Below are 22,008 nucleotides of genomic sequence, written 5' to 3' on the forward strand. Positions count from 1 at the left end.
GACTTTCGATCTGCTGCATCGTGCTTTCCGAAATCGACTCCGATTCTCGAGCCGATGCAGTCTGCTACTGCTTATCCAGACCGTAGACGGAATGCAAAGTGCGAACCGCAAGTTCGGTGTAGGGACCGTCGATCAGGATCGAAATCTTGATCTCGGAGGTGGTGATCGCACGGATGTTGATCGCCTTGTCGGCCAGCGCCTTGAAGGCGGTGGCGGCGACGCCCGCATGGCTCCTCATGCCGATGCCGATGACCGAGACCTTCGACATGCCGGCTTCCGACTGCACGACGTCGTAGCCGATCGTGGTTTTCAGCCGCTCGAGCACGGCAAGCGCCTTGTCGACATCGCCGGACGGCACGGTGAAGGTCATATCGGTGAACTTGCCGTCCTCGGAAATGTTCTGGACGATCATGTCGACATTGATGTTGGCCTCGGCCAGCGGCCCGAAAATGCCGGCGGCGACGCCCGGCCGGTCGCCGACACGGCGCAATGAAATCTGCGCTTCGTCCTTGGCATAGGCAATTCCGGTGACGACCTGCTGTTCCACGATCTCTTCCTCGTCGCAAATAAGCGTTCCGGGCGGATTGAGCAAATCCCCCATTCCGGGCGCGTCGGGATCGTCGAAGGACGACCGCACGAAAGTACGCACCCTGTGCACCATGGCAAGCTCGACCGAGCGTACCTGCAGGACCTTGGCGCCGAGAGAGGCCATTTCAAGCATTTCCTCGAAGGAAATCTTGGCCAGCCGCCGCGCTTTCGGCTCGATGCGCGGGTCTGTGGTGTAGACCCCATCGACATCGGTGTAGATGTCGCAGCGGTCGGCCTTGACCGCCGCCGCGATGGCGACAGCACTGGTGTCGGAACCGCCGCGGCCGAGCGTGGCGATGCGATTGTCCGGGCCGATGCCCTGGAAGCCGGCGACCACCGCCACCTGGCCTTCGCCGAAGCGCTTGATCAGGAACGCGCCGTCGATGTCGAGAATGCGCGCCGCGCCATGCGCATTGTCGGTCTTGATCGGGATCTGCCAGCCTTGCCAGGAGCGGGCATGGACGCCCATGTTCTGCAGCGCGATCGCCAGCAGGCCGGCGGTCACCTGCTCGCCGGAGGCGACGACGACGTCATATTCGCGCGCATCGTGCATGGGCGAGGCTTCGCGCGTCCACTGCACGAGCTCGTTCGTCTTGCCGGCCATCGCCGAGACGACCACCGCAACCTCATGGCCGGCATCGACCTCGCGTTTGACATGGCGCGCCACATTGCGGATGCGGGCGATGTCGGCGACGGAGGTTCCGCCGAATTTCATCACGATGCGCGCCATGGAAGCGAAATGCCTTTGACTGGGTGCCGGACCGGCGGCCGAATAACGGAAAGGGAGCGCCCGCCTGGGCCGGTCGCCGAATTCGCGGCCTCCTTAGCCAAATGCTACGGGTTTCGCAAGGCGTGCCGCCGCTTGCCCTGGGCGACGAAGGCGACACACGAGCGCAACGCGCGTACCCGCATACCTGTCGCATAGGCGCAACGGGCAACAGTCGAAATTTGCTGCCTTGACATTCGCTGGCTCTCGACCGACTTCCTAACGTTCGAGGAGACCACACGATGCCAGAACCCCGACGATCGACGATCGATGCCGGAGAAGTGGAGCGCTTTTCCGCCCTTGCCGCCGAATGGTGGAATCCGAACGGCAAATTCCGCCCGCTGCACAAGTTCAATCCGATCCGGCTTGCCTATATACGCGACCAGGTGGCGGCGCGCTTCGGCCGCGACCCGCGTGCGGCGCGGCCGTTCGAGGGCCTGCGCTTCCTCGACATCGGCTGCGGCGGGGGGCTGTTGTGCGAGCCGATGGCGCGGCTTGGCGCCGAAGTGGTCGGCGCCGACGCATCGGCCACCAACATCGAAGTGGCCAAGCTGCATGCGGCGGAGGTCGGCGTGACGGTGGATTACCGTGCCACGACGGCGGAGGATCTGGCTGACGCCGGCGAGAAATTCGACGTCATCCTCAACATGGAAGTGGTCGAGCATGTTGCCGACATCGACCTGTTCGTGGCCAAATGCGGCGACATGCTTAAGCCCGGCGGCATCATGTTCGTCGCCACCATCAACCGCACACTGAAGGCCCTGGGCCTGGCCATTATCGGCGCCGAATATGTGCTGCGCTGGTTGCCGCGCGGCACCCACCAGTTCGGCAAGCTGGTGCGGCCAGACGAGCTGGAAAAGGCGCTGACCGGCGCTGGCCTGACCATCATCGACCGCACCGGCGTCACCTACAATCCGCTCGCCGACCGCTGGCAGCGGTCGAAGGATATGGACGTCAATTACATGGTGCTGGCGGAGAAGGCACCCGCCTGAACTTTCTCACGAAACGTCTGAACCTTCTCACGCCGCCACCTTCTCGCCCGTCTGGCTTTGCGCTTTTGTGGTGATCTGGCTTTGCGCTTTGGTGGTGATGAACACGCCGGCGATGATGATGGCAGCACCCGCCCAGGTCAGCAATCGATAGTGCTCGCCGAGAAACATAGTGCCGGCAAACAATCCGACCGCAGCCGCGACATAGCCGATCTGGCTGAGATAGACCGGGCCGCCGACCGCCTGCAGCCGGAAGAAGAAGACGAACATCGCCGCGGCTGACGCGACCTGCCCGACGACCACCATTGGCACGCCGCCGACCAGGGCGAGCGAACCGCCGCCCTGCAGCGTGAAGATACCGCAAAGAAGCAGCGCAGCCGATGCCAGATGGCTGCCGACGGCAAGCTCGATCGGTCCGGTCCCTTCCGGCCAGTCGACCGTGCGGTAGATGTTGCCGGCGGCAAGGCTGACCGGGATGAGCAGCCCCACCGCCACCCAGAAAAATTCGGCCGGCTGGCCGGCCTCGCCGCGCGTCCCCGCCACCATCACCGCACCAAGGAAGCCGACGGCAATGCCGACGACACCAAGCAGATTGGGGCGCCGAACGCCGAGCAGGATCGAAAACACCAGGGTAACCACCGGCGACAGTGTGAACATGATACCGGTATAGCCGGCGCCGAGATGCGGAATGGCCGAGAACATCAAGAGATTGGGGAATGCATAGGACACCGCCGCGGTGACGACGAAGTAGCGCAGCCTGTGCGGGGTGAGCCGGATGCGTTGCCCGCGCAGAAGCAGGGCGCACAAAAGCACACCGCCGGCGCCGAGCGAGATAACGAGGGCCCAGACCATGGCCGAAACGCCGGCCGCCGTGGCGATCTTGCCGAACGGCAGCGTCAGGCCGAGCAGGCCGCCGGTGACGACCAAAAGGCCGGGCGCTGAATCCCAGAGAAATTTCATAACGGCACCTTATTGTCTTTGCAGCTCTTGGCCAGCACTGTGTCTTGAGATAAGATAATGGAAAGATTCTTAACGTCAAGATATTTAACGGTGAGATAGATGGATCGCGCCGCGAAAGCCATCGAGCAGTGGAAAAAAGAACGGCCGGATCTGGATGTTTCTCCGATGGCCGTGCTTGGACGGTTGAACGAAGCCTCGTCGCTGATTGCACGAGAACGCCTCGCTCCGCTCTTTGCCCGCTTCGGACTGCAATCCGGGGAATTCGATGTGCTGGCGACGCTGCGCCGTTCCGGATCGCCTTACGCGCTGACGCCAACTGCCCTCTACGAAGCGACGATGGTGACGTCGGGCGCCATGACCAACCGGCTCGATCGGCTGGAGAAGGCCGGCTTGATCCTGCGCGGTCCGCACCCCAACGATCGGCGCGGGATCGTCGTGCAGTTGACCGGAAAAGGTCTCGCATTGGTCGATGAGGCGGTCACCGCCCACGTCGCCAACGAGCACGAGATCCTTTCCGGCCTGACGCGCCAGGAGCAGGACACGCTCTCCCGGCTGCTTGAAAAATTGATAGGAAGCGTGGGCTGAACAGCGGGGCACAGTCAGAGACCAGCGACGGAAAATGAGGAATCAATTCGGCTGATCGGAAGCCCTTTTGCCATCTTGCCGCCCTAAGATCCTCCGATGTCGCCATCGCGCGAAAGAGACGATGATGCCCGCAAGCCAAGCCGGGGCATCGAGATGGAGCAAGGCATCCCGGGCGCCAGCGATCTCCCGGGCTTTGAGTGCTGCATTGGAATAGTCAACTGGCCGATCCTGCCTGGCTTCGACCCATCGGCGAATACTCTCTCCATTCGGCAGTTTCGCTGCGAAGGCCAGTTCACGTTTCATACAGACCTGTTCCACCCGGTCGCGCAATTCCTGCTCGTAGCCAATGCCCCCTTGATGGAGGCGCGCATGCGTGGCTTCATGCACGATAGCACCGGCGATCTGCTCGGTCGTCGTGTGCTCGCCCAGAACAAATCGTTCGTCGAGCTCACAAGTCGACGTCGAATTGACGAACTGGCCGGCGGCACCGGTATTAGTCGTAATCCAGATCCGTTTGATATCCTGGACCACGCGTCTGTAGCGAACAGGATCGAAATCGCTTATCAGTTGAAGTGCTGCAGCAACCTTGTCCGTAGCTTCACTGCCTTTGTGTTTGCTAAAAACGATCGCCATTCCGCTGATCGTTTGCTTGGCGCTCGCCTTCATGGCCAGCCAATTGAGAGTGTCCTGCCACACGATTGAAAAAGGTCGCCGTTCAGGCTTCCCGCGCCGACGCGACTTGGTCACGGGCACTCAGTTCCGTTCGTCCGGGAACCTTGGAATCGGCATGAATTCGACGCCTTCCTCGGCCAGACTCTTCGCCTCCTCCAGCGTCGCCTCGCCATAGATGCCGCGCGGATCGCTCTCGCCGAAATGGATTTTGCGCGCTTCCTCGGCAAACTTGTCGCCGACATAGTCGGCGTTCTCGCGCACCTTCTCGGCCATCGCCTTCAATTGCGCCAACGCCTGCTTCTGGGCCTCGCCCATGGCTAGTGCGATCTTCTCCTGCTTGCGACCGGTGGAGACGGCCGGCGCCATCAACGCCTTCTCGACCTTGTGCGAGCCGCAGGTCGGGCAATCGACGAAGCCACGCTTCTTCTGGGTGTCGAAATCGTCGTTGCTGCGAAACCAGCCCTCGAATTCGTGCTCGTGCTCGCAGATCAGAGAAAACCGGATCAAGATGCTGCACCCCTGAGTGGCAGTGCCTCAGCCTGTCCGCCGTTTACGGCAAAATCCCGCGCATTCTTCAGGTTTGGGATCTTCTTGCGCGCGGCGGCCGACTGCGCTGGGTCGATCTCAGCGATGATCACCGCCGGTTCGTCATGTGCCGCTTCGGCGACGATGCGGCCCCAGGGATCAACGATCAGCGAATGGCCATAGGTCTCGCGGCCGTCCTCGTGCAGTCCGCCTTGCGCCGCGGCAACGACATAGGCGCCGTTCTCGATGGCGCGCGCCCGCAGCAGCACATGCCAGTGCGCCTCGCCGGTCTGGCGGGTGAAGGCGGCGGGCACCGAAAGCAGGTCGGCGCCGGCCAGCGCCTCGGCGCGGAAGAGCTGCGGAAAGCGCAGATCGTAGCAGACGGCGAAACCCAGCCTCGCACCATCAATCCCGGCGCCGCTGATCTCCGTGACGACGGCCTGGGTGCCCGGCTCGTAGGCGGCGGATTCGCGCCAGCTTTCGCCATTGTCGAGATCGACGTCGAACATGTGGATCTTGTCGTAGGTGGCAATCGTCGCGCCGTCCGGCCCGAACAGAAGCGCGCGATTGGCGAGCTTGCCGTCGGCACGCAGGATGGCGGTCGAGCCGATATGCAGGAAGATCCCAAGGTCTTTCGCCAGCTTCCGCGAAGTCGAGACGATGATGTCCTTGTCCTCGGAGGTGAAGGAGGCTGCCCGCGCTTGGCTGTCACGGACCAGCGCACCGGTCATTTCCGGTGACTGGATATAGGTCGCGCCGAGACCCGCCGCCTCGCACACCAGCCGCTCCAGATCGACCGCGTTGCGCTCGGGGCTGGTGCCCGAACGCATCTGGATCGCCGCCGCCTTGAAAGCACCCATCGTCATGTCCTCAATTCGTCGAGCCACTGGCGAGCAGACTGTCCAGCCGGCCCTCTGCCTCCAGTTCATGGAGATCGTCGCAGCCGCCGACATGCGTATCGCCGATGAATATCTGCGGAAAGGTCGAGCGGCCATTCGCGCGGGAAATCATTTCCCGGCGCAGTTCCGGCGAGAAGGAGGCGTCGTGCTCGGTGTAGGCAACGCCCTTGCGCTCGAGCAGCCGCTTGGCCGCCACGCAATAGCCGCACATCATCCGTGTATAGATCGTCACGTCGACCATCGGTCAGCAATCCTGCCTTTCTTCAATCTATATAGTCGCGGACTCGTCGGCCCGAAAGTCCCCCGGCAGCACGCGCGCAAAGGTCAGCACGTCGATGGTCCCGGCACCGCCCTTCTTCAGCGCCTTGGCGACCGCGCGGACAGTGGCGCCGGTGGTATAGACATCGTCGATCAAGAGCACCCGGCGGCCGGCGATCTCGATCTCGGCCTCCTCGGGCACTCTGAATGCGGCACGCACATTCTCCTCGCGTTCCCGCCGCTCCAGCCCGACCTGCTGGCGGGTGAGTTTGACGCGCCTGACCGCGGAGGGCGCAAAAGGCAGGCCGCCAAGTTGCGATACCGCCCTTGCCAGTTCCGCCGACTGGTTGAACTGGCGCCTGAAAAAACGCCGCCAGTGCAGCGGCACCGGCACGACCACATCGGCTTCCGCGATCAGTTCGGCACCGGCGCGCAGCATCCAGCGCGCCATCCACGGCGCCAGGTCGGTGCGATCCTGGTATTTCAACCCTTGCACCATCTGGCGGGCGACACCGGAGTAAGCGACCGCGGCCCGCGCGCGCTCGAACGGCGGCGGGTCGGCGATCGCCTCGGCCGACAGGAACCCCTCGCCCATGTGATGGATGAACGGCGTGCCCATCACCGGGCACCATGGCCGCTCCAGGAGCCTGAGCTTCGGCCAGCAGGCGCCGCACAGCACGCCGGGCTGCGAGACATGCCGTCGGCAGCCGGCGCAAACCGGCGGAAACAGGATGCGCGCCGGCCAGTCCAATGCCTTTCGAGCGATACTCTTGATATCTGGCATTGGATCGGCCACGTGGTTGCTCCCCCGCCACCCTATATCAGACAGCGGAAACCAGGAACCGCCAGTTGCAACCTATAGTGGACACTTCTCTCTGGCTGGCGCACAAGCGCCGGGCGCTCGCCCGACCGACTGCCGGCGCGGATTTCCTGATGCGGCGGGCGGCCGAGGAGCTTGCCGAGCGGCTGGGCGCCGTCGAGCGCAAATTCGACAGGGCGGCCGTGCTCTTTTGCCAGACGCCGGCCGCGGTCGACGTGCTCGCGACAAGCGGCAAGGTTACGGACATCGTACGCGTGGAGGCGGACGCTATGTTCCTGGGCGATGCCGCCGGACTGGTGGCGCCGCTGGAGACCGTGCCGTTCGAGCCGGAAAGCCTCGACCTCGCCGTGTCTCTTTTGTCCCTTCAGGCAATGAACGACATTCCCGGCATGCTGGTGCAGATCCGCCGCGCCCTGAAGCCGGATGGTCTGTTCCTCGGCGCTTTTGCCGGCGCCGGTACGCTTTCCGAACTGCGCGAAAGCCTGCTCGCCGCCGAGACCGAACTTTACGGCGGCGCCAGCCCGCGCGTCATCCCGTTCACCGATGTGCGCGACGCCGGCGCGCTTTTGCAACGCGCCGGCCTGGCCTTGCCCGTCGCCGATGTCGAGACGGTGACGGTGCGCTACGATTCGCTGTTCGGCCTGATGGCGGACCTGCGGGCGATGGGCGAGACCAGCGCGCTTATCGACCGCAGCAGGCGACCGGGCACACGAAGGCTGTTTGCCCGCGTCGCCGAAATCTACGCCGAGCGGTTTTCGGATGCCGATGGTCGCATCAGGGCGAGTTTTCCGATCGTCTGGATGTCAGGCTGGGCGCCCGACGCCTCGCAGCAAAAACCGCTGAAGCCGGGCTCGGCGAAAATATCGCTGAAGACGATACTGGAAAATCCCGGCGGGCGTTGACCGGATTTCTGTCGACCGGACTTTTATGGATGCTGGTGGCCGGTCGCGATCACTGCGCGAAAGCGTTCACAAGCCTGCTGGAATTGTCGCTGAACAGCCACGCCATTGCGTCAGCCGCCTGGCCGATGCCGCCTATGATGGTAAGCGACAGCACGGTCACGATCAGCCCATATTCGATGGCCGTCGCGCCGGTCTCGCCTTCCAAAAATCGTTGCAGCAATATTTTCATGGCCGTCGATCCCGCTTGCCGAAACCCTAGCGCCGACCTGTTAAGAAAGGTTAATGGCAAAGGCTTAACAGGCGGTGAAACGGCTGCTCTAAACCATCTCAGCAGTCGCCGCTGCGCTTGCCATTGTCGCGTATCACGCAGACCGAACTGGGCAGCGGCTGCAGCACGCTCCTGCGCAGCGTGTAGGTCCCACGATGGCCGATCGAGCCCGTGTTTCCAATCGAGCCTGTGCTCCCCACCGATCCTGGGCTCCCAATCGATCCTGTGCTCATTCCATCGAGGCCGCCGGCAAAATGGTCGCGGGCGGTCTGCAATCGCGTCCGGCTGTCGAGGAAGGGCGTCGCGATCAAGGCCAGCGCCACCACGGCCGAGCCGAATAGCAGCGTGATCCGCAAAATGCCCATGCCGGCATGGACAGCGAAGCTGCGGTCGGGTCGGATCGAATCCCAGTCCCTGTCGAGGCTCATGCAACCGCCCTCCGAAGGCCTGAACACGGCCTTCCCTTCAATGTCCACGCCTCAATCTTCCACAGCGAGATAAATCTTCCATTAACGCTGTCTAACTCGGGCAGTGACGGCACAATCACAGAAGATCGATGAGGAACTGGATCAGCGGCGCGTCGGCCGGCGGCATCGGAAAATCGCGCATCTGGCGCGGCCGCACCCATTTCAGCACCTGCCCTTCCTTCGGCTGCGCGATGCCGCGGAAGCGACGGCAGACGAACAGCGGCATCAGCAGGTGAAAATCATCGTAGGAATGGCTGGCGAAGGTGAACGGCGCCAGGCAGGGAATATCGGTTTCGATGCCGATCTCCTCGTACAACTCCCGGATGAGGCATTCTTCCGGCGTCTCGCCGGGCTCGACTTTGCCGCCCGGAAACTCCCAGAGGCCGGCGAGCTGCTTGCCTTCCGGCCGCTGCGCCAGCAGCACGCGGCCGTCGCTATCGACCAGCGCGCAGGCTGCGACCAGGAGCAGGCGCTTGCCGAGAGGGTTCGGGCCGGTCATGCGCCGGGCGGCCGGCGATAATGGTAACGATAGACTTCGTCGAACCCGAGCGAACGATAAAGCGCCAGCGCCGGCGCATTGTCGGCCTCGACCTGCAGCCAGGCTTCCCGGGCGCCGCGCAGCCGTGCCCATTTCAGCGCTGACAGGATGAGGTGACGGCCATGGCCCTGGTTGCGTACCGATCTGTCGGTGGCGATCTCGAACAGCCCGGCAAGATCGCCATCATGGACGCAGATCAGCGTCGCCAGCGGTTCGGTGCCCTTTTCGAGCGCGAACAGCCCGGCTTCCGGCTGGATGGCGCCGATGATCTCCGACAGGCCCGGCCGCAGCGACACATCCGAGCCGCTTACCTTGAGCGACGCGCCGATGAAGCGGCTGATGTCCTTCAGCGGGATCTGGTCCATGGCGGCATCGAGCTGGGCGTCTGCCAGCGGCAGCCGCATGACCAGCGATTCGTCGAATGTGCTCCAGCCTTCGCTGTTGAGATGTTTGGAAAGGACCGGCCCCGACAGCGGCGATATGCGGAAGGTCAGCGGCCGGCCATAGGCGTCGAAGCGGCGGCTGGCGCGGCCGATGCGCTCGGCGATGTGCTGGATGTCGCCCGGATCGAGCGGATTGACCGAATTCAGCCGCTTGGCCGGATGACCCGCCGTCAGCCGCACCACCCAGGTGCCGTCATAATGGACCGCCGCCGCCGGCCAGGCGCGAAAGCCGGCCGCCTCATAGCGGCGCACGATGGCAAGCACGCTTGCCGGATGTCTGGAAACCAACGCCATCAGCTCCGATAATCGCCGTTGATGGCGACATACTCCTTGGTGAGGTCGCAAGTCCACACCGTCGCCTTGCCGCGGCCGATGCCGATATCGGCATGGATGCGGATCTCGTCGCGCTTCATGTAGGCCGATGTCGCCTCTTCGGAGTAGGCGGCGTCGCGCTCGCCCTCATGCGCCAGCCTGATATCGCCGAACCAGATCGACAGAAGGTCGCGGTCGGCCGGTTCGCCGGCCTTGCCGATGGCCATGACGACGCGACCCCAATTGGCATCCTCGCCGGCGACCGCCGTCTTGACCAGCGGCGAATTGGCGATCGACAGCGCGATGCGCTTGGCCGAGCGGGCCGATTTCGCGCCGGTGACGGTGACCTCGACCTGCTTGCGGGCGCCCTCGCCGTCGCGCACCACTTGCAGCGCCAGCGATTTCAGCACCTTGCCGAGCGCGCGGCGGAAGGCGCCGAGGCGCGCATCCCCGGCATCGGTGATGTCAGGCGCGCCGCGCCTGGATGCGGTGCCGGTGGCGAACATCAGCAGCGTGTCGCTGGTCGAGGTGTCGCTGTCGACGGTGACCGCATTGAAGGTCTTGGCCGTGCCGCGTGACAAAAGATCCTGCAGCACGGGGGCTGCGATCGGCGCATCGGTGGCGATGAAGGAGAGCATCGTCGCCATGTCGGGCGCGATCATGCCGGCGCCCTTGGCAATGCCGTTGATGGTGACCTCGGCGTCGCCGAGTTTTACCGTCGCGGTCGCCAGTTTCGGATAGGTGTCCGTGGTCATGATCGCCTTGGCGGCTTCGGTCCACAGGTCCGGCCTGCCGTCCTTGACCAGTCCGGCGAGCAGATGGCTGAACTTGCCGGCATCCAGCGGCTCGCCGATGACGCCGGTCGAGGCCAGAAACACCTCGTCCGGTGTGCAGCCCGCAGCCTTGGCTGCAGCCTCGCCGGTCATTGCCGTAGAGGCTCGGCCCTTGCTGCCGGTGAAGGCATTGGCATTGCCGGAATTGACGACCAGGACGCGCGCCTTGCCCTGCCCGAGATTCTGCCGGCAGAAATCGACCGGCGCCGACGGGCATTTCGACTTGGTGAACACGCCGGCGACCGTGGTGCCGGCATCGAAGACCATGGTCAGCAGGTCTGTGCGGTTCTTGTACTTTATCCCGGCCTCGGCGGTGGCGATGCGGACGCCCTCGATGTCAGGCATTTCAGGATATTTCTTCGGCGCGAGCGGCGAAATGGTGGCTGACATGAAGACCTCGGGCGGGAAAATCGCAAGGGGAACGCCGGTTTGCCCGATAGCGGGCGCCGGTGCAAGGGCGTTTTCCCGGCCGTCGCGGACGACACCAAACTGCCGGCAGCACGCTTGCGTCATTGGCCAGGATTGAGGAACCTCCGGAACATCTTCTGCACGCCCGGAATGAGCCCCCAGATCATGATCGCGACCATTAGCGGGGCGATGACCAGCGTGCGCTGCCAGATCTCCCACTGTTCGGTCAGCGGGAACACGACATAGAGGATGGCGGTGATCAGCGGATAGACGCCGGCAAGCACCAGCAGCGCAAAGCGGAGGCGCGAGAAGCGGGCGGCGGTCGAGGTCACTGGCTCTCTCCTTATCGTTACGAAACGTTCCGTTATATAAAACGGGCCGTTCCGTTTCGTCAAGAGGTCGTATATGCATGCTGAGGAAACTTGCCGATAAGGAAAAAGCAGATGGGTGAGGACGCAGATCAGGCCCGCAAATCAATTGGCGCGCGGCGCAACCCCGACAGCGCCGACGCCATTCTCGACGCCGCCGAGGCGGTGCTGGTCGAGGCCGGTTATTCCGGCTTCTCGATCGAAGCGGTGGCGCGGCGGGCGCGTGCTGGAAAGCCTACGATCTATCGCTGGTGGCCGAGCAAGGCCGCTTTGCTCTTCGACGTCTATCAGCGGCTAAAGCGCGTCGACAACCCCGATACCGGAAACCTCGAGGATGATCTCGTCGGCTTCCTGAAGAACCTGTTCTCGCACTGGCATGAAACGTCCTCAGGCAGCGTCTTCAGATCGCTGATCGCCGAGGCGCAGTCGGATGCGACCGTCGCCGCCGTGCTTGTCGAATACACGAAAGGACGCCATGCCCATACCGCCCAGATGATCGAACGCGCCAAGGCAAGAGGCGAAGTGGCGGCCGACGTCGATTCCACGCTCGTCGCCGACCTGGTCGCCTCCTTTGCCTGGACGCATCTTTTGACCAATCGCCTCGACGAAGACGAAGCGACGCTGCGCAGGGCGGTTGGCTATGTGTTGAAGGGCATAGCCGCCGACGATGCCGGCTCGCCCAACGCCGCGGCGGTCCGGCGGAGGCGTCGACGCGTCATCGGTCGCACCACCAAGTAGAAGCGACAGGGGCGGCAGAGCAAAACCCACGCCCTGTCGTGATGGAGACCATCAGAGGCACAATCGGGGGGCGGCGCCGGCGCCAACAATTGATCGTCTCCATCATCTGCGGTGGCGGGCTGGCCTACTTGGTGTTTTCCAGCGCGTCGACCGTCTTCTTCAGCTTCTCGTCCGGGATCTCGACCTTGGCCTCGGCGCGCAGCGACTTGACCAGCGCGATGTACTTGTCGCGGATAACCGCCTGGCGGGCCTGGTCCTTGACCTGGTCGAAGGCCGGCGGCTGCTTGGCGCGCTTGTCCTCGACCTGGATGACGTGCCAGCCGAACTGCGACTGCACCGGCTGCTCGGTGTATTTGCCCACCGCCAGCGCGAAGACCGCCTTGTCGAACTCCGGCACCATCTGGCCGGGTCCGAACCAGCCGAGATCGCCGCCGCTGGTCTTGCCGCTCGGATCGCTGGTGTGCTCGTTGGCGAGTTTCTGGAAATCGGCGCCGCCGTCGAGCTGCTTGATGATGGTATCGGCCTCTTCCTTCGTCTTCACGAGGATGTGACGGGCATGCACCTCGTTGGTCGGCGGCGTGTTGGCGATTTCCTGATCGTAGCGGGCGCGAATTTCGGCATCCGTGACCTTGCCGACGACATCCTTCTCGACCATTTCGCCATGCAGGGCGCGCTGCTGCAGGAATGCCATGCGGCGCTGGAAGTCGGGATCCTTATCAAGGCCGGTGGTGACCGCCTGGGCAGCCATGACCTTGATCTCGATCGCCGCCGAAAGTGCTGCGGCGCGGCGCTGTTCGGGCGGCATCTGCGCGAACTGCTGTGACAGCTCGCCTTCGGCAAGCGCAAGGTCTGCCTCGGTCAGCGTCTGGCCGTTGATCGTGGCGACCACGGCGTTCGGATCGACCGGCGCGGCCGGTTGGGCGGGGGCGGCCGGTTGGGCCGGGGCTGGTTGGGCGGGGGCGGTGTCCTGCGCCATCAGCGGCGACAGCGACAGGGCCGACAGCCCGAATGCCAGGCCGAGGCTGGCGAGCGACGCGCGGCGGAACAATAAGGACATACGATTAACTCCAATGGGGGATAGCTAGAGCGGGATGGCTTCCAGACCAGCCAGATTGTGGCGGAATTTGGCACGGTCGACAGGGCGAGCGCGCCGTTGACATCGATTGAGCCCCCTCTTATCTGTCCAACGACTTTGCGTCCAGAACCGTTTTCCGGGCGCTTTTTGCGTTTGTCCGCGTTTCACGTGGATTTGATGGGGCCGTCGGCACCCGTCGCAACGACTTGGAATGCTATCGAAAGGACCATTGAATGGTCAGTTTTGGCGGTCTCGCCCGTAAGGTTTTCGGCTCCTCCAACGATCGTCGGGTCAAGTCGACCCGACCGCGCGTCGAAGCGATCAATGCCATGGAAAACGAGATGCGGGCGCTCTCCGACGCCGAGCTGGCGGCCCGCACGGAAAAATTCCGCCAGGACGTCGCCAACGGCGCCAGCCTCGATGATCTCCTGGTGCCGGCCTTCGCCACCGTGCGCGAGGCGGCGCGCCGCGTGCTCGGCATGCGCCCGTTCGACGTCCAGCTGATCGGCGGCATGGTGCTGCACAATGGCGGCATCGCCGAGATGCGCACCGGCGAGGGCAAGACGCTGGTCGCCACGCTGCCGGTCTATCTCAACGCGCTCGCCGGCAAGGGCGTCCATGTCGTCACCGTCAACGACTATCTTGCCAAACGCGACTCCGAATGGATGGGCCGCGTCTACAAATTCCTCGGCCTTACCGTCGGCGTCATCGTCCATGGCCTGTCCGACGAGGAACGCGCCGCCGCCTACGCCGCCGACGTAACCTACGCCACCAACAACGAGCTCGGCTTCGACTATCTGCGCGACAACATGAAATTCGAGCGCGCCCAGATGGTGCAGCGCGGCCACAGCTACGCGATCGTCGACGAGGTCGATTCCATCCTGGTCGACGAGGCGCGCACGCCGCTGATCATTTCCGGTCCGCTCGAGGACCGTTCGGAAATGTACAACACCATCGATGCCTTCATGCTGAAGCTCGAGCCGTCCGACTACGAGATCGATGAGAAGCAGAAGACCTCGATCTTCACCGAGGAGGGCACCGAAAAGCTGGAAAACCTGCTGCGCGACGCCGGCCTGCTCAAGGGCGAGTCGCTCTACGACGTCGAGAACGTCGCCATCGTCCACCACGTCAACAATGCGCTGAAGGCGCATCAGCTGTTCCAGAAGGACAAGGACTATATCGTGCGCAACGGCGAGATCGTCATCATCGACGAATTCACCGGCCGCATGATGCCGGGCCGCCGCTATTCGGAAGGCCTGCACCAGGCGCTCGAGGCCAAGGAGCATGTGGCGATCCAGCCGGAGAACCAGACGCTCGCCTCCGTCACCTTCCAGAACTATTTCCGCCTTTACAAGAAGCTCGCCGGCATGACCGGCACGGCGCTGACCGAGGCCGAGGAATTCGGCAACATCTACAATCTCGAGGTCACCGAGATCCCGACGAATCTGCCGGTGATCCGTATTGACGAAGACGACGAGGTCTACCGGACCGTCGAGGAAAAATACAAGGCGATCGTCAAGGAGATCAAGGAAGCCCGCGCCAAGGGCCAGCCGACGCTGGTCGGCACCACCTCGATCGAGAAATCCGAGCAGCTGGCGGCGCGTCTGCGCAAGGAAGGCTTTACGGATTTCGAGGTGCTGAACGCCCGCCATCACGAGCGTGAGGCGGCGATCGTCGCCCAGGCGGGAAAACCCGGTGCCATCACCATCGCCACCAACATGGCCGGCCGCGGCACCGACATCCAGCTCGGCGGCAACGCCGATATGCGCATCGCCGAGGAGCTTGGCGATATGCCTGAAGGCCCCGAGCGCGAAGCCAGGGAAAAGGCAATCCGCGACGACGTCGCCCGGCTGAAGGAAAAGGCGCTGGCCGCCGGCGGCCTCTACGTGCTCGCCACCGAACGCCACGAGTCGCGCCGCATCGACAACCAGTTGCGCGGCCGCTCAGGCCGCCAGGGCGATCCCGGCCGCTCAAAATTCTTCCTGTCGCTGCAGGACGATCTGATGCGCATCTTCGGCTCCGAGCGCATGGACGGCATGCTGCAGAAGCTCGGCCTCAAGGAAGACGAGGCGATCATCCACCCGTGGATCAACAAGGCGCTGGAAAAAGCGCAGAAGAAGGTCGAGGCGCGCAATTTCGACATTCGCAAGAACCTGCTGAAATATGACGACGTCTCGAACGACCAGCGCAAGGTGGTGTTCGAGCAGCGCCTCGAGCTGATGGACGGTGAAGGCCTGTCCGAGACCATCGCCGAGATGCGCGAGGGCGTCATCGAGGAGATCGTCGCCAAGGCCATTCCCGAAAACGCTTATGCCGAGCAGTGGAACGTCGCCGGCCTCAAGGCCGAGGTCGCCGAATTCCTCAATCTCGACCTGCCGATCGAGGACTGGGTCAAGGAAGAGGGCATTGCCGAGGACGACATCCGCGAGCGCATCAGCCAGGCCGCCGAGACTGCCGCGAAAGAGCGTGCCGAGCGCTTCGGCCCCGACGTGATGACCTATGTCGAGCGCTCAGTGGTGCTGCAGACGCTCGACCATCTGTGGCGCGAGCACATCGTCAACCTCGATCATCTGCGCTCGGTCGTCGGCTTCCGCGGCTATGCCCAGCGCGACCCGCTGCAGGAATACAAGGGCGAGGCGTTCGAGCTGTTCCAGGCGATGCTGGGCAATCTGCGCCAGGCCGTCACCGCGCAATTGATGCGCGTCGAGCTGGTCCGCCAGGCCGCCGAAGCGCCGCCGCCAGAGGCACCCGACATGTTCGGCAGCCATCTCGACGGCACCACCGGCGAGGACGATTTTAACGGCGGCGAGACCGGGCTTCTGGTCCGCCAGGAGACCAACGCAACTGTCGCCCCCGAAAACCGCGACCCGCAAAACCCCGCCAGCTGGGGCAAGGTCGGCCGCAACGAGGCCTGCCCGTGCGGTTCGGGCAAGAAGTACAAGCACTGCCACGGGGCGTTTGCGTAAGCTTTCCTTCTCCCCGTTCACTTTACGGGGAGAAGGTGCCGGCAGGCGGATGAGGGGCAGCGCCGGCGCTCGCGATGAGCTGATCTCCCCACCTGAGGGGGAGATATCAGGCGGCCAGAGGTCTGCTGTCCCGAAGTGTTTATTATGAATTTTTTGGCGATCATCTGGTTGGACAAACCAGATGGAAAATAATTCTGACAGGCCGGCAATTATCGCGTTCGACGCAGCGAGCGAACAAAGAGAACATGGGCTCCCAAAACAAACACGGGATTACGGTCACCGCGCCACCCCGTCCGCGCCAGAAACTCTGCCTGCCATGATCTGGCGGACCAAGCGGTCCCTTGTCAACATGTTCCCGAGAAGGCGCAACTCGCTTTGCAGCCTTAAGCTCTTCAAGGCGCGCGCCCAACCGCTTAAGCCGCGCTTGCAGCTCTTTATCTATCAAGTGCTCCATGCATCTGTCATCGCACCAACTCAGGGTTGGAGCAACACCGCGCTACCCAGCCGTAGGGGGTTGGCTGGCGGACCCATTCCCTGGCCTTCTTTTTCGGGCGGTCGTCTGGATGCACCCACAATCTGGTCGGGCGTATTCGGCTGGTCTCCGGACGTAGCCTTTCAGGCCGGGGACCATCGCCAGCATGATGCATTCTTCAAGGCTCTGTCGTTTCGTCGCGTTCTGCCGCGAACGATAAATATGGAGCAGCGCTTGCGCTCCTGCTCGCGCCTTCTCCCCGCAAACAGGGCGAAGGAAGCATTCCACCCAACCGTTTCTTAATGTGTTTTCGCTACACCCAAACCCAGAAAAGAGGCGGAAAACGGAGAGTTGTGGGTGCGCTTTTCCGCGGCGACGACAGCCGGGCGGTTCCTGCCGCAGCGCCTTGCGCTGCGCGTAAAGCCGCTGCTTGGCCGCATCGATGCCGTGCTGTTCACCGCCGACGAGCGCGGCGAAGCCGGCCGCATGTCGCTGATCGCCTTCTCCATCCGCATCGTCAGTGCCGTCATCGCCTTCGTCAGCCAGGTGCTGATGGCGCGCTGGATGGGCTCGTTCGAATACGGCATCTTCGTCCTCGTCTGGGTGACGATGGTCATCGTCGGCAATCTCGCCTGCCTCGGCTTTCACACCTCGGTCATCCGCTTCATTCCCGAATATCGCGAGCGCAAAATGCTGGCCGAACTGCGCGGCATCGTGCTGACCAGCCGCCTGTTCGTGCTGGTTGCCTCGACGGCGATCGCCGGGTTCGGCGCGCTCGGCGTCTGGCTGCTCTCGCCCTTCATCGAAAACTACTATGTCGTGCCGTTCATCCTCGGCCTCATCTGCATGCCGATGATCGCCATGTCCGATCTGCTGCAGGGGCTGGCGCGGGCCAACTCATGGGCGCTGTTTGCGCTGGCGCCGACCTATCTGGTGCGGCCGGTGCTGATCCTGGCGCTGATGGCGCTGATGCTTCTGGTCGGCTTTGCGCCCGACGCCAGGACCGCCATCTTCGCCTCGATCGCCGCCGCCTATGCCACCACGCTCGGCCAGCTCATCGGCGTCACGGCGCGGATGGACAGGAATATCCCGGCCGGGCCGAAGAAGGTGCATTTCGCGCAATGGTTCCTCGTGTCGCTGCCGATCTTCCTGGTCGAAGGCTTCTTCTTCCTGCTCACCAATGCCGACGTGCTGATGGTCGGCGCCTACATGAACCCCAACGACGTCGCCGTCTATTTCGCCACGGTGAAGACGCTGGCGCTGGTGCATTTCGTTTATTTCGCGGTCAAGGCGGGCGTCGCCCAGCGCTACGCGCAGTTCACCCATGGCGAGCCGGAAAAGCTCGCCGCCTTCGCCCGCGAAACGGTGTCGTGGACCTTCTGGCCGTCGCTGTTGATGGCGCTGCTGGTGCTGGTGCTGGGCGAGCCGATGCTGAGCCTGTTCGGGCCTGAATTCGTTGCCGGCTATCCGCTGTTGTTCCTGCTGGTCTTCGGCGTCGTCGCCCGCGCCGCCGTCGGCCCTTGCGAAAGCCTGCTCACCATGAGCGGCAACCAGAACATCTGCGCCGCCGTCTACGCCATGACGCTGGCCTTCAACATCGGCCTCAATTTGGTGCTGATCCCGCTTTTCGGCCTGTGGGGCGCGGCGATGGCCACCGCCTTCGCCATGATCTTCGAGGCCGGCGCGCTGTCCTTCACGGTCTGGCGCAGGCTCGGCATCGTCATGGCCATTTTCGTAGCCGCCGAAGGAGCCGCATGATGGCTGCCATCCCGTTGCTCGAGGAAACCAGCGGCGGCCCGGCCGGCGCCATGGTGTCCGGCCTCGCCGGGCTCGCCCGCGAAGCCGACCCCGCCCATATCGAGCTCTTGGCCAACGACCGGCCCGAGCGCAAACTGGCCGTCTACCCGGCCTCCGCCGGCTTCGATCTGGTCGAGGAACTCGACTATCTCTGCACCCGCACGATCGAGCCCAACGTCTTCTTCAACCCGCGATTCCTGGCGCCTGCCATGCCGCGGCTGGAAGACCGCGAGGTGCGGCTGGCGGTCATCCGCGACGGCGACGAATACCGCAACCGGCTGCGCTTGCTGGTGCCGTTCTCGGTGGAGCGGCCGGCGATGCCGCTCGGCGTGCGGGTCATGCGCACATGGTCGAGCCCGTTCGGCCCGATCGGCACGCCGCTGGTCGACCGTGACGATCCCGTCGGCGTCGTCGAGGATTTCTTCTCGATGCTGTCGCGGCCGCATCTCAAGCTGCCGAAAGTCTTGGTGCTGCCCGATATCCGGCTCGACGGCCCGGTGGCCAGCCTGCTGGCGACGGTCGCCGAGACACGTGGCCTGACGCTGGTCACCACCGGCAAGGCCGAACGCCCGATGCTCGAAAGCGAGATCGACGGCGATGACTATCTGAAGGCCTCGCTGCGCTCGCACCATTTTCGCGAGTTCCGCCGCCTGAAGCGCCGCCTCGCCGACCTCGGCAGGCTGGAGCATCTGGTGGCGCGCGGACCGGAAAACATCCGCCATGCCATTGAACGCTTCCTGACGCTGGAAGCAGCAGGCTGGAAAGGCCGCGAGCGCACCGCCATGGCCATCGACCGCTACCGCGCCGCCTTCGCCCGCGAGGCCGTGCACCGGCTCGCCGAACAGGACCTGTGCCGCATCCATTCGCTGACGCTCGACGACCGCACCATCGCCAGCCTGATCGTCTTCGTCGAGGCCGGCGTCGCCTACACCTGGAAGACGGCCTATGACGAAACGCTCGCCGCCTATTCGCCGGGCACGCTCTTGATGATCGAGGTGACCAGGCAGCATCTCGACGACCCCAACATCATGATGACCGATTCCTGCGCCGTGCCCGACCATCCGGTGATGAGCCGGCTGTGGACGGAGCGCAGGCCGACCGGCACGCTGGTCATCGGCCTGACGCCGGACGCCGATCGCCTCGCCCGCCAGGCGGCGTCGCAGCTTCACCTCTACCGCGAAACCCGCAACATGGCGCGCCTGCTGCGCAACCGGATGAAGAGCTTGCTGGGACAGCGGTAGGCTGTTGGTGCTGCTGGTTCCTCGACCCAGTGATTTTGACAGGTCGGGCCAATCAGCAGCGAACGTCGTTAATTCCCGTCAGTGGCAAATCGCAAACCTCTAGCGTTAGCCGAAACACCCCTCCACTTCGTTATCCCCGGGCGGAGCAAGGAGCGAAGCGACGCGGCGCAGACCCTGGGATGACGAAGGCACAGTCGAGGCCTAGGTCATGAGGGCTAATTCTCCCGGCCAGCGGAAAGGATTAGCATCGGCGATAATCTCGGCCGCGCAACCAGCATCATTGCCGCCTTGCACGGCCAGAACAAAAATCTGGGAGGAATGCATGACGAAAACAACTTACTTCAGGCGCCGCAGCATTCTCGCTTTGACAGGCCTCGTCGTCGCCTGCCTGACTGCGGCTGCAGGTCAGGCCGCCGAGCCCGACAAGGCCGAGATCGATGCCCTGAAAAAATCGCTATCCAAGTACGAAGACTACAAGGCCGCCATTCGCGACCTCTATCTGTCGACGGTCGGATGCGTTTATTACAGCGGCGAAAAAGTGGCTGGCGCTATGGATTACCCTAAGGGCGCGATGGGCATTCATTTCGTCAACGTGGCGAGCGTCAGCCCGACACCAGATCCGACGCGCCCCAATGTCCTTATCTATGAGCCGTTCGACGGCGGCTTGCGCCTGGTGGCCGTGGAATGGCTTGTTCCGCTGACGCCCGACACCAAGGAGCCGCCGAAACTCTTTGGACAGAAGTTCCAGGGGCCGATGGAGGGGCATTATCCGCTTATTCCGACGGAGTTCTACCATTACGATCTTCACGCCTGGCTGTTCAAGGACAACCCGCTCGGAATGTTCAGCCCGACAAACCCGGACGTGAAATGCGACAATTACGCGTTTCCCATGCCGGAGCAGCCGACCAAGATGGTCCCGGGGCCGATGTGATGGCGGCCTGAGCTACGGAGTCCGATCTAATCAGGAAGGACTGGCCTCGTTGTGAGGAAGGACCGGCCTCGATTGTGATTATCCCAGGATGCTTCTGGGATAACATCCCGCCGAGCTTTCAAGACGTCTCGGGTGGAAAATGGTGCCCCTAGCCGGGATCGAACCAGCACTCCTTGCGGAACTCGATTTTGAGTCGAGCGCGTCTACCAATTCCGCCATAGGGGCTCAGGCCGGGCGGCCTGGATGGGCGCGGACTATACGGTTGGAGGCCTGTTCGTCAACTGGCCAATTCCCGACATGCGGCCTTCGCTCAACCCCAGCCTTCGATTTCGTGAAGCTGCGACCATTGTGCGGCGCGAAAAATCTTTCTAGACAGGCAGCGCATTGAAGCGCGTCGCGTCTCGAGAGATTCATGTGGCGCGCTTTTGGTCTTTGTTTTTATGCATTGTTATCCCAAAACCGCTGCGCATTTTGGGCGACGTGCATTAGGAGTGCCGATGCTTCGCGGACTTTACGACTGGACCCTGTCGCTGGCGGCAAAGAAATCCGCCGAATGGTGGCTGGCCTTCATCGCTTTCGTCGAAAGCTCGGTGTTCCTGGTGCCGGCCGACGTGCTGTACCTGCCGATGGCGCTGTCGCGGCCGGATCGCGCCTATCGCTACGCGCTGGTCGCCACGCTGGCCTCCGTTCTGGGCGGCATCGCCGGCTGGTACATCGGCCACTATGCCTACGACACGGTGGCGAAGCCGATCCTCGAATTCTACGGCAAGTATGACGACTTCGAGGCGCTGCGCGTCTCGTCGGGCATCGGCTTCATCATCCTGATGCTGATCACCTCCGGCCTCGCCCATCTGCCGCCGATCAAGGTGGTGACGATCCTGTCCGGCGTCATCGGCGTCAATCTCCTGCTGTTCATCGTGCTGGCCATCGTGGCGCGCGGCGCCCGCTTCCTGTTCCTCGCCTGGCTGCTGCGCCGCTATGGCGAACCGATCCGCGAGTTCATCGAGAAGCGCCTTGGCATGATCGCGGGCGCCGCCGCCGCTGCCCTGATTTCGCTCTATATCGTCGTCAAATACGCCTTCTAGCATGAGAAGTCCGGGCTAGTATGAGAAGTCCGGGCCAGTATCAGAAGTCCGGGCTAGAGCTGGATGTTCAAATTGACCCATCCTTTGCTCTGACGGGAATGG

Annotated in this window: 23 protein-coding genes and 1 tRNA gene; 9 read left to right on the forward strand and 15 right to left on the reverse strand. The window is 63.4% G+C overall.

Annotated elements, in window-relative coordinates:
• Positions 1 to 64 precede the first annotated feature (64 nt).
• The gene (locus ACWTU7_RS20340) at positions 65 to 1,318 is read right to left on the reverse strand and encodes an aspartate kinase (protein WP_029348549.1); all 1,254 of its coding nucleotides are present in this window, start codon (positions 1,316 to 1,318) and stop codon (positions 65 to 67) included.
• Positions 1,319 to 1,596: 278 nt separating this feature from the next.
• Here ACWTU7_RS20340 and ubiG point away from each other — a divergent pair, with 278 nt between their 5' ends.
• A complete protein-coding gene (gene ubiG / locus ACWTU7_RS20345; protein WP_029348550.1) occupies positions 1,597 to 2,346 on the forward strand; it encodes a bifunctional 2-polyprenyl-6-hydroxyphenol methylase/3-demethylubiquinol 3-O-methyltransferase UbiG in 750 nt (249 codons plus the stop codon).
• 27 nt (positions 2,347 to 2,373) lie between these two features.
• Here ubiG and ACWTU7_RS20350 read toward each other — a convergent pair whose 3' ends face one another.
• Positions 2,374 to 3,303: a DMT family transporter gene (locus ACWTU7_RS20350; protein ID WP_455839968.1), complete on the reverse strand. Its 930-nt coding sequence runs from the start codon at positions 3,301 to 3,303 to the stop codon at positions 2,374 to 2,376.
• A gap of 99 nt (positions 3,304 to 3,402) precedes the next feature.
• Here ACWTU7_RS20350 and ACWTU7_RS20355 point away from each other — a divergent pair, with 99 nt between their 5' ends.
• The gene (locus tag ACWTU7_RS20355; RefSeq protein WP_455839969.1) at positions 3,403 to 3,888 is read left to right on the forward strand and encodes a MarR family winged helix-turn-helix transcriptional regulator; all 486 of its coding nucleotides are present in this window, start codon (positions 3,403 to 3,405) and stop codon (positions 3,886 to 3,888) included.
• Positions 3,889 to 3,930: 42 nt separating this feature from the next.
• On the opposite strand, the gene ACWTU7_RS20360 is transcribed toward ACWTU7_RS20355, so the two are convergent.
• From ACWTU7_RS20360 to ACWTU7_RS20380, 5 genes are read right to left on the reverse strand one after another with little or no spacing between them, the layout of a single operon-like run.
• Positions 3,931 to 4,635, reverse strand: coding sequence for a hypothetical protein (locus ACWTU7_RS20360; RefSeq protein ID WP_455839970.1), 705 nt, complete (start codon positions 4,633 to 4,635; stop codon positions 3,931 to 3,933).
• A 6-nt stretch (positions 4,636 to 4,641) separates the two neighbouring features.
• Positions 4,642 to 5,067: a DUF1178 family protein gene (locus ACWTU7_RS20365; RefSeq protein ID WP_455839971.1), complete on the reverse strand. Its 426-nt coding sequence runs from the start codon at positions 5,065 to 5,067 to the stop codon at positions 4,642 to 4,644.
• Complete coding sequence (locus ACWTU7_RS20370; protein ID WP_455839972.1) at positions 5,064 to 5,945, reverse strand: carbon-nitrogen hydrolase family protein; 882 nt, start codon at positions 5,943 to 5,945, stop codon at positions 5,064 to 5,066. Before ACWTU7_RS20370 ends, ACWTU7_RS20365 begins: the two co-directional genes overlap by 4 nt.
• Before the next feature lie 10 nt (positions 5,946 to 5,955).
• Positions 5,956 to 6,225 carry a glutaredoxin 3 gene (gene grxC / locus ACWTU7_RS20375; RefSeq protein WP_455839973.1) on the reverse strand — a complete coding sequence of 90 codons (270 nt, stop codon included), beginning with the start codon at positions 6,223 to 6,225 and terminating at the stop codon, positions 5,956 to 5,958.
• Positions 6,226 to 6,252: 27 nt separating this feature from the next.
• Positions 6,253 to 7,038, reverse strand: coding sequence for a ComF family protein (locus ACWTU7_RS20380; protein WP_455839974.1), 786 nt, complete (start codon positions 7,036 to 7,038; stop codon positions 6,253 to 6,255).
• A gap of 53 nt (positions 7,039 to 7,091) precedes the next feature.
• On the opposite strand from ACWTU7_RS20380, the gene ACWTU7_RS20385 reads away from it, so the two are divergent.
• Complete coding sequence (locus tag ACWTU7_RS20385) at positions 7,092 to 7,964, forward strand: methyltransferase domain-containing protein (protein ID WP_455839975.1); 873 nt, start codon at positions 7,092 to 7,094, stop codon at positions 7,962 to 7,964.
• Positions 7,965 to 8,013: 49 nt separating this feature from the next.
• Here ACWTU7_RS20385 and ACWTU7_RS20390 read toward each other — a convergent pair whose 3' ends face one another.
• From ACWTU7_RS20390 to ACWTU7_RS20415, 6 genes are all read right to left on the reverse strand, one after another.
• Complete coding sequence (locus tag ACWTU7_RS20390) at positions 8,014 to 8,193, reverse strand: Flp family type IVb pilin (protein ID WP_455839976.1); 180 nt, start codon at positions 8,191 to 8,193, stop codon at positions 8,014 to 8,016.
• A gap of 98 nt (positions 8,194 to 8,291) precedes the next feature.
• Positions 8,292 to 8,660 carry a hypothetical protein gene (locus ACWTU7_RS20395; RefSeq protein WP_455839977.1) on the reverse strand — a complete coding sequence of 123 codons (369 nt, stop codon included), beginning with the start codon at positions 8,658 to 8,660 and terminating at the stop codon, positions 8,292 to 8,294.
• A gap of 115 nt (positions 8,661 to 8,775) precedes the next feature.
• Positions 8,776 to 9,198: a (deoxy)nucleoside triphosphate pyrophosphohydrolase gene (locus tag ACWTU7_RS20400; protein ID WP_065008466.1), complete on the reverse strand. Its 423-nt coding sequence runs from the start codon at positions 9,196 to 9,198 to the stop codon at positions 8,776 to 8,778.
• Positions 9,195 to 9,974, reverse strand: a complete 780-nt coding sequence (locus ACWTU7_RS20405) for a GNAT family N-acetyltransferase (RefSeq protein WP_203546890.1) — start codon at positions 9,972 to 9,974, stop codon at positions 9,195 to 9,197. The genes ACWTU7_RS20400 and ACWTU7_RS20405 overlap by 4 nt, the downstream gene beginning before the upstream one ends.
• Complete coding sequence (argJ, locus tag ACWTU7_RS20410) at positions 9,974 to 11,215, reverse strand: bifunctional glutamate N-acetyltransferase/amino-acid acetyltransferase ArgJ (RefSeq protein WP_455839978.1); 1,242 nt, start codon at positions 11,213 to 11,215, stop codon at positions 9,974 to 9,976. The genes ACWTU7_RS20405 and argJ overlap by 1 nt, the downstream gene beginning before the upstream one ends.
• Positions 11,216 to 11,334: 119 nt before the next feature.
• Entirely contained in the window at positions 11,335 to 11,565 is a 231-nt protein-coding gene (locus ACWTU7_RS20415; protein ID WP_455839979.1) for a hypothetical protein, read from the reverse strand.
• A 111-nt stretch (positions 11,566 to 11,676) separates the two neighbouring features.
• Here ACWTU7_RS20415 and ACWTU7_RS20420 point away from each other — a divergent pair, with 111 nt between their 5' ends.
• Positions 11,677 to 12,339: a TetR/AcrR family transcriptional regulator gene (locus tag ACWTU7_RS20420; RefSeq protein ID WP_455839980.1), complete on the forward strand. Its 663-nt coding sequence runs from the start codon at positions 11,677 to 11,679 to the stop codon at positions 12,337 to 12,339.
• A 124-nt stretch (positions 12,340 to 12,463) separates the two neighbouring features.
• Here ACWTU7_RS20420 and ACWTU7_RS20425 read toward each other — a convergent pair whose 3' ends face one another.
• Complete coding sequence (locus ACWTU7_RS20425; RefSeq protein ID WP_455839981.1) at positions 12,464 to 13,396, reverse strand: peptidylprolyl isomerase; 933 nt, start codon at positions 13,394 to 13,396, stop codon at positions 12,464 to 12,466.
• A gap of 251 nt (positions 13,397 to 13,647) precedes the next feature.
• Here ACWTU7_RS20425 and secA point away from each other — a divergent pair, with 251 nt between their 5' ends.
• From secA to ACWTU7_RS20445, 4 genes are all read left to right on the forward strand, one after another.
• Positions 13,648 to 16,380 (forward strand): preprotein translocase subunit SecA, encoded by a 2,733-nt coding sequence (gene secA / locus ACWTU7_RS20430; RefSeq protein WP_455839982.1) that lies wholly within the window; start codon positions 13,648 to 13,650, stop codon positions 16,378 to 16,380.
• A gap of 829 nt (positions 16,381 to 17,209) precedes the next feature.
• Positions 17,210 to 18,610, forward strand: coding sequence for a lipopolysaccharide biosynthesis protein (locus ACWTU7_RS20435; RefSeq protein ID WP_455839983.1), 1,401 nt, complete (start codon positions 17,210 to 17,212; stop codon positions 18,608 to 18,610).
• Entirely contained in the window at positions 18,610 to 19,890 is a 1,281-nt protein-coding gene (locus ACWTU7_RS20440; protein WP_455840067.1) for a GNAT family N-acetyltransferase, read from the forward strand. Before ACWTU7_RS20435 ends, ACWTU7_RS20440 begins: the two co-directional genes overlap by 1 nt.
• A 322-nt stretch (positions 19,891 to 20,212) precedes the next feature.
• On the forward strand, positions 20,213 to 20,821 hold the full coding sequence (locus ACWTU7_RS20445; protein ID WP_029348572.1) for a hypothetical protein: 609 nt from the start codon (positions 20,213 to 20,215) through the stop codon (positions 20,819 to 20,821).
• A 140-nt stretch (positions 20,822 to 20,961) separates the two neighbouring features.
• Here the strand turns inward: ACWTU7_RS20445 and ACWTU7_RS20450 are convergent.
• Positions 20,962 to 21,046: transfer RNA gene (locus ACWTU7_RS20450), tRNA-Leu, on the reverse strand.
• Between the two features lie 272 nt (positions 21,047 to 21,318).
• Between ACWTU7_RS20450 and ACWTU7_RS20455 the strand changes: the two genes are divergently transcribed.
• Positions 21,319 to 21,906 carry a YqaA family protein gene (locus tag ACWTU7_RS20455; RefSeq protein WP_095517776.1) on the forward strand — a complete coding sequence of 196 codons (588 nt, stop codon included), beginning with the start codon at positions 21,319 to 21,321 and terminating at the stop codon, positions 21,904 to 21,906.
• Positions 21,907 to 22,008 lie beyond the last annotated feature (102 nt).

Source organism: Mesorhizobium sp. BHscii, from assembly GCF_053848065.1.

Coding starts and splice junctions, on each gene's coding strand:
- ACWTU7_RS20445 (WP_029348572.1), top strand. CDS start 20,213: ATGACGAAAACAACTTACTTCAGGCGCCGCAGCATTCTCGCTTTGACA.
- ACWTU7_RS20370 (WP_455839972.1), bottom strand. CDS start 5,945: ATGGGTGCTTTCAAGGCGGCGGCGATCCAGATGCGTTCGGGCACCAGC.
- ACWTU7_RS20340 (WP_029348549.1), bottom strand. CDS start 1,318: ATGGCGCGCATCGTGATGAAATTCGGCGGAACCTCCGTCGCCGACATC.
- ACWTU7_RS20355 (WP_455839969.1), top strand. CDS start 3,403: ATGGATCGCGCCGCGAAAGCCATCGAGCAGTGGAAAAAAGAACGGCCG.
- ACWTU7_RS20425 (WP_455839981.1), bottom strand. CDS start 13,396: ATGTCCTTATTGTTCCGCCGCGCGTCGCTCGCCAGCCTCGGCCTGGCA.
- ACWTU7_RS20440 (WP_455840067.1), top strand. CDS start 18,610: ATGGCTGCCATCCCGTTGCTCGAGGAAACCAGCGGCGGCCCGGCCGGC.
- secA (WP_455839982.1), top strand. CDS start 13,648: ATGGTCAGTTTTGGCGGTCTCGCCCGTAAGGTTTTCGGCTCCTCCAAC.
- ACWTU7_RS20405 (WP_203546890.1), bottom strand. CDS start 9,974: ATGGCGTTGGTTTCCAGACATCCGGCAAGCGTGCTTGCCATCGTGCGC.
- ACWTU7_RS20350 (WP_455839968.1), bottom strand. CDS start 3,303: ATGAAATTTCTCTGGGATTCAGCGCCCGGCCTTTTGGTCGTCACCGGC.
- ACWTU7_RS20400 (WP_065008466.1), bottom strand. CDS start 9,198: ATGACCGGCCCGAACCCTCTCGGCAAGCGCCTGCTCCTGGTCGCAGCC.
- grxC (WP_455839973.1), bottom strand. CDS start 6,225: ATGGTCGACGTGACGATCTATACACGGATGATGTGCGGCTATTGCGTG.
- ACWTU7_RS20390 (WP_455839976.1), bottom strand. CDS start 8,193: ATGAAAATATTGCTGCAACGATTTTTGGAAGGCGAGACCGGCGCGACG.
- ACWTU7_RS20420 (WP_455839980.1), top strand. CDS start 11,677: ATGGGTGAGGACGCAGATCAGGCCCGCAAATCAATTGGCGCGCGGCGC.
- ACWTU7_RS20395 (WP_455839977.1), bottom strand. CDS start 8,660: ATGAGCCTCGACAGGGACTGGGATTCGATCCGACCCGACCGCAGCTTC.
- ubiG (WP_029348550.1), top strand. CDS start 1,597: ATGCCAGAACCCCGACGATCGACGATCGATGCCGGAGAAGTGGAGCGC.
- ACWTU7_RS20455 (WP_095517776.1), top strand. CDS start 21,319: ATGCTTCGCGGACTTTACGACTGGACCCTGTCGCTGGCGGCAAAGAAA.
- argJ (WP_455839978.1), bottom strand. CDS start 11,215: ATGTCAGCCACCATTTCGCCGCTCGCGCCGAAGAAATATCCTGAAATG.